This window comes from Nonomuraea fuscirosea (assembly GCF_003001935.1).
Classification (GTDB): domain Bacteria; phylum Actinomycetota; class Actinomycetes; order Streptosporangiales; family Streptosporangiaceae; genus Nonomuraea; species Nonomuraea fuscirosea.
Genome location: NZ_PVNG01000007.1, coordinates 83,632 through 99,196, shown reverse-complemented (window position 1 = coordinate 99,196; position 15,565 = coordinate 83,632). Strand labels below are relative to the sequence as shown.

The following is a 15,565-nucleotide window of genomic DNA, read 5'->3' as shown; positions in this document are numbered from 1 at the left end:
GGCGAGGCCGTGGGCGGCTGTGGTGGGTTGCCGAGCCGCAGGACGAAATCGTGAGCGTCTGCAGCGGTGTACGGGGGCTCAGGGGAAGGTCGTGGGCGGCTGCGGCGGGGTGCGGGGTCTCATATTGAGGCCACGGGCGGCGGGGACGCGGGTCTCAGTTGAGCTCATGAGCAGCGGCGGTGGTGCGGGCTCAAGACGAGGTCGTGAGCGACTGCGGGCTGGTGCGGGATAGGGCGGGATCATGAACGGTTGCGGGCGTGCAGGAGCTCAGGGCGAGATCGTGAACGGATGCGGTGAGGTGCGGGCTCACGTTGAGGTCACGGGGTAGCGGGGATGCGGGGTCCCAGGTTGAGGCCGTTAGTGGCGATGGAGGGCGAGGTCGTGGGCGGTCGTGGGTGGGTGGCTGGGCCGTCGGTGGTGGTGGGGGCGGCTGGCCGGGGACGACCGGGGGGTAGGTGGGTCAGCCTGGGCGTACGGTGCCGCGGTAGGTGGTGCGGAAGTAGGGGGTGTTGAAGTTGGCTCGTCTGACCACGTCGCCTGTTTTGGGGGCGTGGATCATGAGGGTTCCGGTAAGGAACAGGGCCACGTGGGTGGGGGCGCCGGGGTTGCCGCCGAAGAAGAGCAGGTCGCCTGTGCGGCGGGCGCTGAGAGGGATCCTGCGGCCCTGGCGGAACTGGGCGGACGTGTGGTGGCTCAGTTGTATGCCTGCTCTGGACCAGGCGTAGAGGGTGAGGCCGCTGCAGTCGAAGCCTCTGGTGGTGGCGCCTCTGCCTATCCCCAGGGTCGGGCCCTTCGCTGAGCCTCCGCCCCAGGAGAAGGAGACGCCCAGTTGGGTCAGGGCCGCCGCTGCGGCGATCTGGCCTCTTGTGAGGGGGCCCTTGAGCTTGGGGAGCTTGCTGGCGGGCGAGGGGATGGGGAGGGTGACGACGGCCCCGGCAGCGGCAACTCGGTCGGGGGTGGCTTGGTCTGGGGTGGCCTGGTCTGCGGCCGTCTGGCCGGGGGGCACCTGCTCTGGGGCAGCCTGGTCTTGGGTCGCCTGGCCGGGGGTCACCTGCTCTGGAGCTGCCTGGTCTGAGGTCGCCTGATCGGGGGTCGTCTGAACGGGGGCTGCTCGGGTGGAGATGGCTTGGGCAGCGGCGGCTGGATCGGGGGCGGGTTGGGCAGAGGTGGCGCGGGTGGAGGCTTGGACGGGAGCGGCTCGGGTGGCCACAACGCGGGCAGCGGCGGCTTGGGCGGAGGTAGATCGGGCGGCGGCTGCTTGGCTGAAGACGGCTTCGGTGGAGACGGCTCGGGCGGCGGCAGTGTGGGCGGAGGTGGATCGGGCTTCGGGGGTGGCTTGGGCGGGGGTGGTGTTGATGATCAGCGTGGTGAGGAGTGCCGAGAGGAGTGCTCCGCCGATGGCGAGCCGCAGGAAGGTGATGCGGGTGGTCATGGTGGCCTCCGGGTCATCGGGGGTGGGAGGCCAGGATCTGGGGATTCGGGGTTACGCGAAGCGGCCGAACGCGGTTCTGTGGAAAAGGGACGGAGGAGTAAGGGGGTTGTGGACAAAGGGTGGCGTTGGTGGTGCGGGACACCCCAGGTGGCGGGCGCCGGCGTCGGGCCGTGATTCGTCGGGATTTTGGTGGCGTTAGCGGCGCTGGTCGATCTTGTGGAGTCGGGTGGGCTGACGGGCGTCGGAGTGCCGGAGAGCTCATGTAGTCGGCGGGGGGTGGGGTGCCGACCGGGGAGGGCTGGGGGGTCAGGGTTTGTGTTCGGCTATGCGGGTGAAGGCGTGGATGTCGAGTTGTTCGCCTCTCGCCGAGGGGTCCACGTCGGCCGCGCGCAGCGTGCGTTCTGCGGCGGCGGGGGTGCCGGCCCAGGTGGAGAGGGCGGCTCTCAGGGTTTTGCGGCGTTGGGCGAAGGCGGCGTCCACCACCTCGAACACCTGCTCGCGCGTCGCCGTCGTGGACGGGGGGTCGCGGCGGACGAGGGAGACGAGTCCCGAGTCGACGTTGGGGACGGGCCAGAAGACGGTGCGGCCCACGGGGCCCGCCCGGCGGACGTCCGCGTACCAGGCCGCCTTGACCGACGGCACCCCGTACACCTTCGAGCCGGGGCCCGCGGCGAGGCGGTCGGCCACCTCCGACTGGACCATCACCAGGCCCTTGCGCAGGGACGGGAGCACCTCCAGGAGGTGCAGCAGCACCGGGACGGCCACGTTGTAGGGCAGGTTGGCCACCAGCGCCGTCGGCACGTGGCCGGACAGGTCGTCGAGGGTGATCTTCATCGCGTCGGCGTTGACGACCGTGAGCTTGTCGGCGGCGTCGCGTTCGGCCACCGTGACGGGGAGTTGGCCGGCCAGCACCGGATCGATCTCGACGGCGACCACGTGGGCGGCCGGCTGCAGCAGCGCCAGGGTGAGCGAGCCGAGCCCCGGGCCCACCTCTATGACCACGTCATCGGGGGTGAGATCGGCCACACGGACGATGCGCCGGACGGTCCCCGCGTCGATCACGAAGTTCTGCCCTAGTTTTTTTGTGGGACGAAGATCTAGCTTGTTCGCCAAAATACGTATTTCTGCAGGGCCCAACAGCCTCATCATCCAATCAGTCTCTCGCATCGAAGAACGTGTGATGGCGGATGGGGAGACCAAAGGAGAGGATGGCGTGGAACAGGAAGGAACGTCCCTCATGGAGCCAACGGGCGCCGCGCCGCTACGGCCGACCGACTTAAGGGAGATCGGACCGTACCGGCTGCTGGGCCGGTTAGGCGAGGGCGGGATGGGGACGGTGTTCCTCGCGCGGGCACCGACGGGGCGTTTCGTCGCGCTCAAGGTGGTGAAGGCGGAGTTCGCCAACCAGGAGGGGTTCGCGGCCAGGTTCCACGCGGAGGTCGACAACGCGCGGCGGGTGGCCTCCTTCTGTACGGCCCAGGTGCTGGACAACGGCAACACCGGGGACGGCCGGCCGTACATGGTGACCGAGTACATCGCGGGCACGCCGCTGTCCGACCAGATCTCGACCTACGGTGCTCTGGACCCGGGCCCGCTGCACGGCGTCGCGCTGGGCGTAGCGGCGGCGCTGGCGGCGATCCACGTGGCGGGGCTGGTGCACAGGGACCTGAAGCCCGCGAACGTGATCCTCTCGTTGTCGGGGCCGCGGGTGATCGACTTCGGCATCGCCAGGGCCCTCGACCGGGAGACGGGGTTCACGATGTCCGGCGAGCTGCTGGGCAGCCCCGGGTGGTGGGCTCCTGAGCAGGTACGCGGCGAGGTCGTCAACCCGGCGGCCGACATCTTCGCCTGGGGCTGCCTCGTGGCCTACTCCGGGAACGGACGGCATCCGTTCGGCCGCGGCGACCCCATCACGCTGGCCACGCGCGTGCTGAACACGCCGCCCGACCTGGGTGCGCTGCCCGCCCCGCTCGACGAGCTGGTCCGGCGGGCCACCTCCATGGACGTCGCGTCGCGTCCGACCGCGCAGGATCTGCTGATCGCGCTGGTGGGCGGCAGCGCGCCGGCGCCGGTCGCCGCGGCCGATCCGCCGACGCTGGTCGCGACGGAGATGCTGAACGAGTGGGAGCCGCCGCAGAACGTGGTGGACGAGCCGGACATCACGGCCACCTTCACCACGCCTCCTCCCAGCGATGCCACGGGCCGGGGGCCGGTCCCGGGACGTGACTCCGCGCCGGGGCAGGGGAACGCCTCTGGACGGGCGGGGCAGGGTGACGCCGCCGGGCGGGTGCCCAGTGCGCCGCCTTCCGGGGCGCGGGCCGCGAGTCCGATGACCGGAAATCCAGCGACCGCCGAGCCTTCGGTGGGCGGCGGCACCGGGTCTGACAGCTTGGGGAGCGCGGATTCGGCGGCCGGGCCGAGTTCGCCGTCGGGCGCGGTCGGTGCTCCGGGAGCCCCTGGTGCCTCGGGATCCGTCTCGTCGGGTGGGTCGGGCAGTGGTTCGTCCTCGTCCCCCGGCGTGCCGTCTCAGGGATCGTCGTACGGGTCGGCGCAGGGGTCGTCGCCCGGATCGTCACCTGGTGGCCTGTCGGCGGAGGAGCTGGCCCGGCGCGAGGAGGACGCGGCCAAGGAGGAGCTGGCCCGGTGGAAGGTGCCCGACCAGGCGCCCGCGGAGCGGCCAGGACGGTTGCGCGCCCTGTTCGGCTTCGGCACGTCGTCCAAGACGGACGGGTCCGGGGCGGAAGCACCGACGCCCTCGTCCTCGGGGCCGGTGGCACCGGTGCAGCCGCAACCCGAGCAGGCCCGGCCACAGCAGGGATCGCCGCAACAGGCGCCGTCACAGCAGGCGCCGTCACAGCAGGGATCGCCGCAGCAGGGCCCGGTCGAGCAGGTACGGCCTCAGCAGCCTGATCAGTCCGGCCCAGGACGCCAGCAGGACCGTCCCGGGTGGGCCGGAGGGCCGTCGGCTCCGGGGTGGCGGCAGGAGCAGGCCGCTCCCGGGCGGCAGGGCGCCGCCCTGAGCACCGAGACCCAGCCCGGCGGCAGGACCTCCCCCGCCGTGCCGGGTGACGATTCCGACACCATCGGCGGTACGCGTACGACCGGCACCCGCTGGCTCATCGCCGCCGCCGCGGCCGTGCTGGCCATCGTGGTGACGGCGGGGGTGCTGATCATGACCTCCGCGCGCAACACCGCCGTCACCGGAACTCCGGGCACCCCGTCCCAGGTCGCCGGCAGCGCCAAGCCGAACGACGTGGGCCGCAGGTTCGCCCTGGGCGCGAACTTCGACGACCCGGTGGCGATCGTGTCGGCGGCGCCGGAGTGCGGGCTGAAGGAGTACGAGGGCGTCACCGCGACCAAGGGACAGCTCTGCGTGATCCGCTGGACGATGCTCAATCCGGGCGGCGAGCGAAGGGTGCTGGTCCAGCCGGTGGTGACGATGGTCGACGACCGGGGCGGCGAGCACGACTCGATCCCCGTCACGCTGCCGCCGGCGATCCTGCCCGGCGCCCGGGTGGACAGCGCCTTCGTGTTCGACCTGGCGACGTACCGCAAGCCCGTGAGCATGACGGCGAACATGCTGGAGAACGGTCAGCAGATCGAGGTGGCGCTGTGATGATCGGATCCGCGCTCGCCGCGATCATGCTGGCGGTGACGGTCGGTGCCCCGGCCGCCGCCACGACGGCGGCCACAGACACGGCCACAGACACGACCGAAGCCGCGACGAAAGCCGCCGTCGCCTGTGCCGGGGCCGCCGACTTCGACGGTGACGGTGTGGACGACGTGGCGGTGGGCGACCCCTTCGGCGACGACCTGAAGGGGGCCGTGCACGTGCTGTCCGCCGGCAAGGTGACGCCGGTGAGCGTGCCGGGGCTGAGCAGGGGCGACGGGTTCGGCTGGTCCGTACGGCTGGCGCAGGTCAACGGCGACACCTGCGCCGACCTGGTGATCGGCGCCCCGTACGCGGACGTGGACGGCGTCGAGGACGCCGGGGCCGCGTACGTCGTCTATGGCGGCGGCGCCGCTCCCCCGCAGCGCCTGGTGCCGCCGCAGCCGCAGCGGTTCGCGCACTTCGGCTGGGCGTTGGCCGGGCGGGGTGACCTGGTCGCGATCGGGGCGCCGTACGAGGACGAGGGCGACCTTCTGGACGTCGGCGCCGTCTACGTGCGCAAGGGCGCGGGTGACCTGCGCCGGATCAGCCAGGAGAGCGTGGACGTGCGGGGCAACAGCGAGGTGGGCGACCAGTTCGGCTACTCGCTGGCGTTCGGGGCGAAGAACGGGCTGGTCGTCGGCGTGCCGTACGAGAACGACGACGGCCTGGGCCGCCAGATCGAGAAGGGCAAGATCGACTCGGGTTGCGTCGTCTTCATCGACGACGTGATGGCCGAGAGGCTGACGACGCTGAAGCTGGACTCGCCGACCGCCGAGTCCGGTGACCGGTACGGGTACGCCGTCGCCTACGCGGAGGGCGCCGGTTACGCCGTCAGCTCACCGGGCCCCGGATACGTGCAGCTGCTGGACACCGCCAGAAAGCCCACCAGGCGGGTGACGCAGGGGGGCAAGCAGGCGTTCGGGTTCTCGATGGCGACCTCCACGGACGGCCGGCTGGCGATCGGCGCTCCTTACGGCGGCGGCGTCCGGGTGGTGTCCTGGAAGGACGCGGCCGAGGACCGGAAGCTGACGACCGGGGACGGGCTGTTCGGGTGGTCGGTGACCTTCAGCGGGAACCGGCTCTATGTGGGGCAGCCGGACGGGGGGCCGTTCGGGAAGGTCGCGGTGGCCGGGCGCAACGCCGAGAAACTGCAACCGCTCCAGCCCCCCGAGGGCGCCGACTTCGGGGTCTCCGTGTCGGGGTGACGGTCCCGTACGCCGGGCCGACGGTCTCGGCGCCGGCTCGCGCAGGGCTCGGGCCGGATCAGCAACCCGGCTTACATAGGGCTCGGACCGGATCAGCGACCCCGGCTTGCGCAGGGTTCGAACGGATCAGCGACCCCGGCTTCGGACCGGGTCAGCGGTCTCGGCTGACCGGGTTCGTCCGCCGGTCCAGGAGAGGTCAGCGGCGCAGGGCCGTGACCGTGGCGCGGCCGAAGAGGCGGTCGCCGCAGTTCGGCCACTGGCCCCGCCACCTGCCCCCCACCTTCTGGTAGAGCAGCTGAGCCCGATAGGTCTGCTCGTCCTCCGGCCAGTTGGACGGCAGCCCCATGCCGCCGACCGCCTGCCACATCGGCAGGCTGAACTGGTACATGCCGTAGTAGGGCCCGTCGGGGTTGTAGGCCCGCGGGTCCCCGTGCGACTCGCACTCGGCCAGCGCCCGCCAGTCGAGCCGCGCGGTGGCGGGGTCGATCTGCGTGGTACGGGGCGGGACGATCGTGATGACCGTCCCGTCCTCGGGGAAGCTGTCCAGCGGCGGGTCCACGTGGTAGCCGCGGCGCAGCTCGACGCGCTTCTGCCTGAGCACCTGGCGCACCGTCCTGGCGGTGGTCCGCGAGGTCAGCCGGGTGGTGCCCGCGACCACGTACACCTTGCGCCGGGTGTAAACCGTGAGCTCCATCCCCTCCAGCGGCACCGCGTCCCCGGGCGGCGCGGACAGCCGGCCGGCGGCGGGGGTGATGTCCAGCTCGGCCAGGGCTTCGCCCACGTTCGAGGCGGTGACCAGGTGCTTGCTGGTGTGGCCGTCGAGGGTCAGGGTCAGGGGGCGGGCGCGGCGCACCTCGATCGTGGCACCGTCGCGCACCTCCTCCTGGGCGGATGGACGGACGACGTCGCCGTACGCCATCGTGACGCCCGCGGCGGCGAGCACCTCTTCGACGGTGCCGGCGAAGGCGTGGACGGGCCTGCGTTCGCCGTCCACGACCAGCACGACCTCTTTGACGAGGAACGACACCGCCACGAGCGCGCTCGCGGCCACCACGCCGGCCACGCACACGACCGGCGTCCACGGGGAGCGCCACGGGAGCGGCGGACGGGGCGCACGCCTCTTACCTCGCACGAACCACCTCCGGTAGCGGGGCAGGATCGCCCGAACGCTAACGGCGGCCGCGCGCCGGCATCCGCCGCTTCACCGAAAGATGGTCACCACTCGCCGAAGACCGTGACTCCGTTGCCGCTGATCACCTCGCACAGCAGGTCAGGATGGACGTTCTTGACCTCGGCGAGGCAGCGCAGGGTGAGCGGGACGAGGTAGGGGGCGTTGGGCTTGCCGCGGTGCGGGACGGGCGGCAGGTAGGGGGCGTCGGTCTCGACCAGCATGAGCTCGGCGGGCGCGACCTCGGCGGCCGCGCGCAGGTAGGCGGCGTTCTTGTACGTCACCGGCCCGGAAAATGACATGAAATATCCGGCTTCAACGCACTTTTTAGCCATTTCGGCGTCGCCGGAGAAGCTGTGGAAGACCACCCTGTCCGGAGCGCCCTCGGCAGCCAGCACCTTGAGCACGTCGTCGTGCGCGTCGCGGTCGTGGATCACCAGCGCCTTGCCGGTGCGCTTGGCGATCTCGATGTGCGCACGGAAGCTCGCGTGCTGGTCGTCCTTGCTCGCCCAGTCGCGGTAGTAGTCGAGCCCCGTCTCCCCCACCGCGCGCACCGCGTCCTGCCCGGCCAGCGCCTCGATCTCGGCCAGCACCTCGGGGGTGGACTCGTGCGCCTCGTTGGGGTGGATCGCCACGCCCGCGTACACGCCCTCCTGCCCCGCCGCCACCTCCGCGTTCCACCGGGACGACGCCAGGTCGTAGCCGATCGTGACCAGCCGCGTCACGCCCACGGCCCGCGCGTCGTCGAGGATGCTCCGCACGCTGGCCGCCGCCTGCTGCGCGGCCTGCGCCACCGGGTCGCCGGACGACGCCTGCCGGTTGCCGACCATGATGTCGAGGTGGCAGTGGCTGTCGAACACGGGTGCGGAGAGCGGCTCTGGGGCGGCGGGAAGCTTGGTCACGGCATCTAAAGTAGCCGCCCCTGATGGCGAAGGCGGTCAGCGAAGACCGCCTCCGCCGTCATCGCGCGACCAGGTCACTCGCCCAGGCGGGCCAGCTCCTCGTCGACGACCTTCGGGTCGAGCTTCTTGAACAGCGGCACGGGCGGCGCGAGCGGGGTGCCCGGCTTGATCGGCCGGTGCTCCCAGCGGGCGGCCCCGTCGTACTCGCCGGTGATCACCGGGTAGGGGGTGCCGCCGTCCTCGTCGACCTCGCGGATCTCCGGCATGCCGGACCAAACGCCCTCGCCGCCCAGCATGGCGGACACCTTGTTGGACGAGCCGGGCAGGAACGGCGTGAGCATCGTCTTGGCGTCGTCGACGACCTGGAGCGCGACGTGCAGGATCGACTTCTGCCGCTCAGGGTCGTCCTTGAGCTTCCACGGCTCCTGCTCGGCCAGGTATTTGTTGGCCTCGCGCACGACGTCGAACGCCTCGGTGATGGCGTTCTTGAAGCGTGAGCGGCCCAGCTCGGCCCCGACGGGGGCGAAGGCGGACCGGGAGCGCTCCAGCAGCGCCCGGTCGGCGTCGGTGAGGTCGCCGGCCTCGGGCACCGCCCCGAAGTTCTTCGCGGCCATCGAGATGGACCGGTTGACCAGGTTGCCCCAGGCCGCGACCAGTTCGCCGTTGTTGCGGTTGACGAACTCCTGCCAGGTGAAGTCGGTGTCCTGGTTTTCCGGCCCGGCCACCGCGATGTAGTAGCGCAGCGCGTCGGCGTCGTAGCGGGCCAGGAAGTCGCGCACGTAGATGACGACCTGGCGGGAGGAGGAGAACTTCTTGCCCTCCATGGTCAGGAACTCGCTGGAGACCACCTCGGACGGCACGTCGAGCGCGCCGAGCGACCCCGGCGAGCCGTCGCGGGCGCCGATGCCGCTGTAGCCGAACAGCATCGCCGGCCAGATCTCGGCGTGGAAGACAATGTTGTCCTTGCCCATGAAGTAGTAGCCGCGGGCGTCGGGATTCTGCCACCACTGGCGCCAGGCGTCGGGGTCGCCGGAGCGCCTGGCCCACTCGATGGAGGCGGACAGGTAGCCGATGACCGCGTCGAACCACACGTAGAGCCGCTTGTTGGGCTGCTCGCTCCAGCCGTCGAGCGGGATCGGCACGCCCCAGTCGAGGTCGCGGCTGATCGCCCGCGGCTGCAGGTCGCCGAGCAGGTTGAGGGCGAACTTCAGCACGTTGGGCCGCCACTCGCCCTGCTTGGACTGCAGGTAGGAGCCGAGCACCTCGGCGAAGGCGGGCAGGTCGAGCATGAAGTGCTCGGTCTCGGTGAAGACCGGCGTCTCGCCGTTGATGCGGCTCTTGGGGTTGATCAGCTGGATCGGGTCGAGCTGGTTGCCGCAGTTGTCGCACTGGTCGCCGCGGGCCCCGTCGTAGCCGCAGATGGGGCAGGTGCCCTCGATGTAGCGGTCGGGCAGGGTGCGGCCGGTGGACGGCGAGATCGCGCCCATCGTGGTCTTGGGGAAGATATAGCCGTTGTTGTAGAGACCCTTGAAGATCTCCTGCGTGACGGCGTAGTGGTTTTTCGTCGTGGTCCTGGTGAACAGGTCGTAGGACAGGCCGAGCCCGGTCAGGTCCTCGGCGATGACGCGGTTGTAGCGGTCGGCCAGCTCTCTGGCGCTCACGCCCTCCTTGTCGGCCTGGACCTGGATCGGGGTGCCGTGCTCGTCGGTGCCGGACACCATCAGCACCTTGTTGCCCGCCATCCGCTGGTAGCGGCTGAAGACGTCGGACGGCACTCCGAATCCGGAAACGTGCCCGATGTGACGGGGGCCGTTGGCATACGGCCACGCGACGGCGGTCAAGATGTGCTGGGACATGGTCCTTAGCCTACGGGGTCCGTGATGATCGTTTGTTACGGCGGGCGGCCTGCCACGGCGGCGCGGGAAGGCTCAGTTCTTCGCCTTGGCCTTCTCCAGCGCGAGGCCCTCGGCGGCCTCCTCGGCCGCGCGGGCGGCGTTGTCGATGAAGGTCTCGCGGGTGCGGCGGATGCCCAGGATGCTGATGAACAGCGAAGCGAAGATCGTCTGGAAGCTCATGATGAGCGCCGTCGCCGACGGCACCACGATGCGCAGCGACTCGCGCGGGTCGAGCTCGCCGAAGCTGCGCACCTGCCAGTGCACCAGCGACATGACCAGGCCGACCAGACCGGCCAGCGCCAGCAGCCCGCCGACCACGAGGCCCTTCTCCAGGCTGACGATGTCGATCAGCTTGCGGATGCGCGGCGACTCCGGCAGGAAGCCCTCCTCGGCCGCGTAGACCTTGGTGAACACCGCGAACAACGCCGCCTGGAAGCCGATCACCACCAGGGCGGACGTGCCGACCAGGGTGTCGACGTCGAAGGCGAGCTCGCCGATCTCGACGGGGCCGAAGGTCAGCGCGGTGCCGGCGACCAGGCCGATGACCATCATCAGCACGCCGGGGTAGAAGAACAGCCACTTCGGGCTGTAGAGGAGCAGGAAGCGCAGGTGACGCCAGCCGTCGCGCCACGAGCGCAGGTGCGGCGGGCGCGAGCGGCCGTCGGGGGCGAGCGTGGTCGGCACCTCGCGTACGTCGAGGCCGGCCAGCGTCGAGCGGACCACCATCTCCGAGGCGAACTCCATGCCGCCGGTCTGCAACTGCAGCCGCAGGATCGAGTCGCGCCTGAAGCCGCGCAGGCCGCAGTGGAAGTCCTTGATCGCCGAGGGGAAGAACAGCCGCCCGATGAACGACAGCACCGGGTTGCCCAGGTAGCGGTGCAGCGGCGGCATGGCGCCCGGGGCGATGCCGCCGCGGAAACGGTTGCCCATCACCAGGTCGGCGCCCTCGCGCAACTGCTCCACGAACGGCAGCAGCGCGGTGAAGTCATAGGAGTCGTCGGCGTCGCCCATGATGACGTATTTGCCGCGGGCGGCCCTGATGCCGCCCATGAGGGCGTTGCCGTAACCCTTCTCGTCCACGTGGACCACACGGGCCCCGGCATCACGGGCGAGCTGCTGTGAGCCGTCCGTGCTGCCGTTGTCGGCGATCAGGACCTCGCCCTCGATGCCGTGCTCCTCCATGCACGCCAACGCCTTGCGTACACAGACTTCCACGGTCTCCGCCTCGTTGAGGCAGGGCATGACCACCGTCAGTTCCACGTGTCTACCCTTCAGTTAAGGCTCTTCCAGTGAACCATCATGCCCTGAAGACGACCATGCTCGGGCACGGACCTGAAAACGACTGGCATTCTTTACAACATGGTGAGCGTCGCGGAGATTACCCCTGTGGACCACTCCGCTCCTGGTCGGATAGCGCGCGCGCTGTCCATGTTGCGCAGGCATCGGGTGTTCGCCGCGGCCTTCGGCGTCGGCGCCGTGCTGCGGCTCATCACCATGCTCGGCTACGGCCCGGCGATGTGGTTCAACGACTCCTACGAGTACGTCTCGGTGGCGCTGCACCCCCGGCCCCACCCGATCAGGCCCGACGGCTACAGCACCTGGCTGATGCTGCTCAAGCCGTTCCACAGCTTCAGCCTGGTGATCTTCACCCAGCATCTGATGGGCCTGGCCACGGCCTGCCTGATCTACGCGCTGCTGCGGATCAAGTTCCGGCTGCCGAAGTGGGGGGCCACGCTGGCGGCGGCGCCGGTGCTGTTCGACGCCTACCAGATCCAGCTCGAGCAGATGGTGATGTCCGACACGCTGTTCATGCTGCTCGTGGTCGGTGTGATCACGATGGTGCTGTGGAAGCGGCGGCTCACCTGGCAGGCGGGCGCGGTGGTCGGCCTGCTGCTGGCGATGACCTGGCTGACCCGCTCGATCGGCCTGCCGGTCCTCGCCCTCGTCGTGCTCTACCTGCTGGTCAAGCGGGCCGGCTGGCGTACGGTCACGGCGCTGATCACCGCCTGCGCGATCCCGGTGATGGCCTACATGGGCTGGTTCGCCTCCGCGTACGGCAAATTCGCGATGACCAACAGCGACGGCCTGATCCTCTACATGCGCACGGCCATCTTCGCCGACTGCAACAAGATGGACATCGACAAGTACAAAGAGGTTCAGCTGCTGCTGCTGTGCATCAACGATCCGGTCAACCAGCGCAAGGACTACGCCCAGTGGTACCTGTGGGGCCAGGGCAACGGCGACGGCACCGGCACCGGCGAGGTGCTGCACCGGTGGGGCATCAACAAGAAGTGGAGCGAGATCACCAACGACGCCGCCAGCGCGTTCGCCACCAAGGCGATCCTGTCGCAGCCCGGCGACTACCTCCAGGTGGTGGCGCGCGACTTCTTCCGCTCCTTCCACTGGTCGCGGCCGCGTTTCCCGGACGAGTCGACGTACAACATGTACGAGTTCAAGCCGTACGTCCCGCTGGACGAGAACGGCCAGCCCAAGCGGCTGCCGAGGTGGTCGTCGTACGCGGGCGGGCGCACCGACACCGACGCGTTCAGCTACGAGCAGGGCCCGCCGGAGACCCGGATCGTGCACCCGTGGGCCGACATCATGAGCGGCTACCAGAAGGTGTTCTACCTGCGCGGCATCATGCTCGGCGGCATCCTGCTGATCGGCCTGTACGGCGTCGTGGTGCGCTGGCGCAAGTTCGGCGGCGCGGTGGTGCTGCCCTGGCTGGGAGCGGTGGGGCTGCTGCTGGCCCCGGCGGCGACGGCGGAGTTCGACTACCGCTACGTGCTGCCCGCGGTGCCCCTGGCCTGCGTCGCGGCGGCGATCACGCTGCGCAGGGGCGTCACTTGGGCGCGGCGGTCACCCAAGAGCTCAGGAGCATCCGGCTCCACCACTGTGCCTGCGTGATCGTCTCGGCCGCCAGCACCGGATAGAGCCACCAGAAGTTGACCAGCACGATGAGCGCGTACGCGCCCACGACCGCCGCCCCGATCGCCCGCCGGGCGGCGGGGGCGTCCCGCGGCCCCATGATCAGCCCGGCCATGAGCACCAGCGCCAGCACCATGAACGGCACCACGGGGATCATGTAGAACAGGTACATCGTGCGGTTGTCGGCGATGGCGTAGTAGAACCACGGCAGCCAGCCCACCCCGTAGGCCAGCAGCACGGCCCCGGCCCGCCAGTCGCGGGTGGCGACGTACCAGGCGACGAGGCCGACGAGGGCGAGCGCGGCGGCGTACCAGAGCGCGGGGGTGCCGACCCCGAGCACGGCCTGCGCGCACTTGTCGGCGCCGCACGCCGACGGCGGCAGGTTGGTCGGGTAGTGGAAGGAGACCGGGCGTAAGAGCACCGGCCACTGCCACGGCTCCGACATGTACGGGTGATAGTCCTCAAGGCCGCTGTGGTAGCCGAGCACCTGCTGCTGGTAGCGCAGCCACGAGCGGACCGAGTCGACGACGAAGAACAGCGGCCCGGACGAGGTGGCCTGGTCCCAGTTACGGCCGTAGCCGCCGGCGGTGACGAACCAGCCGGTCCACGACGCCATGAACGTCACCGCGGGCGCGAGCGCCATCGCCCCCGCCGCGCCCGGCAGGTCGTACGTCAGCGCCCCCCGGTACGGCTCGCGCAGCCCCACCGCCCGTCTGGCGCCCATGTCCCACAGCACCGACATGACGGCGAAGGCGAGCAGGAAGAAGATCCCCGACCACTTGACCGCGCACGCGGCCCCCAGGCAGATCCCGGCGGCCAGCCGCCACGGCCGCGGGCCGAGACGCGGGCCCAGCGCGGTGACCGGCGAGCGTTCGTACCAGGAGACCAGCTTCGCGCGGGCCTGGTCGCGGTCGGCCACCAGGCAGGCGAACCCCGCGAGCACCCAGAACATCAGGAAGACGTCCAGCAGCGCCGTCCGCGACAGCACAAGGTGCAGGCCGTCGAGCGCCAGCAGCAGCCCGCCCAGGCAGCCCAGGAGCGTCGAGCGGGTCATCCTGCGCGCCACCCTGGCCAGGACGAGGATGGACAGCGTGCCGGCCAGGGCCGCGACGGCGCGCCAGCCGAACGGGTTCATCCCGAACAGCCACTCGCCCGCCGCGATCATCCACTTGCCCAGCGGCGGGTGGGCCACGAAGGAGGCGCAGTCGGACGGCTGCGGGCACTGCTGGAAGATGTCCAGGTTGCCGGCGATCAGCCGCCGGTCGGCGACGGGGTTCTTGGCGTCGCCGAGCATGGTCCGCTCCACGCCGTGGAGCATCAGCGAATAGGCGTCCTTGACGTAGTAGGTCTCGTCGAAGACGACCGCCTTGGGCTCGCCCAGCCTGATGAAGCGCAGGAGACCGCCGAAGATCGCGACCGCGATCGGGCCGAGCCAGCCCACCAGCGCCGATCCCTGCATGGGCGGGACGAGCCGCCGTGCCGACACCCCCCAGTTGCTCACGTTGCGCACCCTATGGCGTGGCGGTTCGCCTGTGAACCAGGTCGTACAGCTCCCGTCTCGGCATCCCCGCGCCCTTGGCCACGGCGGCGACCGCCTGGCTGCGCTGCTCCCCCTCGGCGACCCGGCGGCCGACCTCCGCGATGAGCGCGTCCACGTCCTGCTCGGCCTCGCCGGGGACGTGGCCCGCGACCACGACCGTGATCTCGCCCTTGACGCCCTTGGCCGCCCACTCGGCCAGCTCGCCGAGCCCGCCCCTGCGGACCTCCTCGTAGGTCTTGGTGAGCTCGCGGCAGACCGCCGCCCGCCGGTCGGGCCCGAACGCCCGCGCCATCGCCTCCAGCGAGCTCGCCAGCCGGTGCGGCGCCTCGAAGAAGACCATCGTGCGCTCCTCCTCGGCCAGCGCCCCGAGCCGCCGGTCCCGCTCGCCGGTCTTGCGCGGCGGGAAGCCCTCGAAGCAGAACCGGTCGCTGGCCAGGCCGGAGACGGCCAGCGCGGTGGTGACGGCGCTCGGCCCCGGCAGCGCGGTGACCTGGACGCCCGCCTCGACCGCCAGGCTCGTCAGGCGGTAGCCGGGGTCCGACACGCCCGGCATGCCCGCGTCGGTGATGACGACGACCGTGCGGCCCTCCTTGAGCGCCTCCACGAGCTCCTGGGCGCGGGCGGCCTCGTTCTGGTCGTAGTAGGACACCACCCGGCCGGTGATCTCGACGTCGAGGTCGGCCGCGAGCCTGCGCAGCCGCCTGGTGTCCTCCGCCGCCACCACGTCGGCGCCCGCCAGCGCCTCACGCAGCCGGGGCGAGACGTCACCCGCCTGGCCTATGGGGGCCCCTGCCAGCACCAACCTGCCGTTCCCAGTCACCTGACCATTGTGGCAGGGCATCC

General features: G+C 70.7%; 11 protein-coding genes. 3 read left to right on the top strand and 8 right to left on the bottom strand.

The features are described 5' to 3' along the window. Window positions 1–460: 460 nt before the first annotated feature. Both B0I32_RS60960 and rsmA read right to left on the bottom strand, forming a co-directional pair. A complete protein-coding gene (locus B0I32_RS60960; RefSeq protein ID WP_106240418.1) occupies window positions 461–1,432 on the bottom strand; it encodes a C40 family peptidase in 972 nt (323 codons plus the stop codon). 306 nt (window positions 1,433–1,738) lie between these two features. Further along, on the bottom strand, window positions 1,739–2,578 hold the full coding sequence (gene rsmA, locus B0I32_RS17765) for a 16S rRNA (adenine(1518)-N(6)/adenine(1519)-N(6))-dimethyltransferase RsmA (RefSeq protein WP_219911889.1): 840 nt from the start codon (window positions 2,576–2,578) through the stop codon (window positions 1,739–1,741). A gap of 91 nt (window positions 2,579–2,669) precedes the next feature. Between rsmA and B0I32_RS61400 the strand changes: the two genes are divergently transcribed. Then, window positions 2,670–5,048, top strand: a complete 2,379-nt coding sequence (locus tag B0I32_RS61400; RefSeq protein ID WP_146178212.1) for a serine/threonine protein kinase — start codon at window positions 2,670–2,672, stop codon at window positions 5,046–5,048. Beyond that, window positions 5,048–6,289 carry an FG-GAP repeat protein gene (locus tag B0I32_RS17755; protein ID WP_106240414.1) on the top strand — a complete coding sequence of 414 codons (1,242 nt, stop codon included), beginning with the start codon at window positions 5,048–5,050 and terminating at the stop codon, window positions 6,287–6,289. Before B0I32_RS61400 ends, B0I32_RS17755 begins: the two co-directional genes overlap by 1 nt. Before the next feature lie 196 nt (window positions 6,290–6,485). Here the strand turns inward: B0I32_RS17755 and B0I32_RS17750 are convergent, their stop codons facing one another. From B0I32_RS17750 to B0I32_RS17735, 4 genes are all read right to left on the bottom strand, one after another. Continuing rightward, window positions 6,486–7,421 carry a resuscitation-promoting factor gene (locus B0I32_RS17750; protein ID WP_106240412.1) on the bottom strand — a complete coding sequence of 312 codons (936 nt, stop codon included), beginning with the start codon at window positions 7,419–7,421 and terminating at the stop codon, window positions 6,486–6,488. 83 nt (window positions 7,422–7,504) lie between these two features. Beyond that, window positions 7,505–8,359 (bottom strand): TatD family hydrolase, encoded by an 855-nt coding sequence (locus B0I32_RS17745; protein WP_106240410.1) that lies wholly within the window; start codon window positions 8,357–8,359, stop codon window positions 7,505–7,507. Between the two features lie 74 nt (window positions 8,360–8,433). Then, complete coding sequence (gene metG, locus B0I32_RS17740) at window positions 8,434–10,215, bottom strand: methionine--tRNA ligase (RefSeq protein WP_106240408.1); 1,782 nt, start codon at window positions 10,213–10,215, stop codon at window positions 8,434–8,436. Window positions 10,216–10,287: 72 nt separating this feature from the next. Next, window positions 10,288–11,514, bottom strand: coding sequence for a glycosyltransferase family 2 protein (locus B0I32_RS17735; RefSeq protein WP_181307505.1), 1,227 nt, complete (start codon window positions 11,512–11,514; stop codon window positions 10,288–10,290). Window positions 11,515–11,613: 99 nt separating this feature from the next. Between B0I32_RS17735 and B0I32_RS17730 the strand changes: the two genes are divergently transcribed. Next, entirely contained in the window at window positions 11,614–13,161 is a 1,548-nt protein-coding gene (locus B0I32_RS17730; protein ID WP_245955879.1) for a hypothetical protein, read from the top strand. Here the strand turns inward: B0I32_RS17730 and B0I32_RS17725 are convergent. Together B0I32_RS17725 and rsmI are read right to left on the bottom strand one after the other, a co-directional pair. Next, entirely contained in the window at window positions 13,097–14,683 is a 1,587-nt protein-coding gene (locus tag B0I32_RS17725) for a dolichyl-phosphate-mannose--protein mannosyltransferase (protein ID WP_245955878.1), read from the bottom strand. The two genes, B0I32_RS17730 and B0I32_RS17725, sit on opposite strands and share 65 nt — an antisense overlap. A gap of 10 nt (window positions 14,684–14,693) precedes the next feature. Further along, a complete protein-coding gene (gene rsmI, locus B0I32_RS17720) occupies window positions 14,694–15,563 on the bottom strand; it encodes a 16S rRNA (cytidine(1402)-2'-O)-methyltransferase (protein WP_106240403.1) in 870 nt (289 codons plus the stop codon). Window positions 15,564–15,565: the final 2 nt, after the last annotated feature.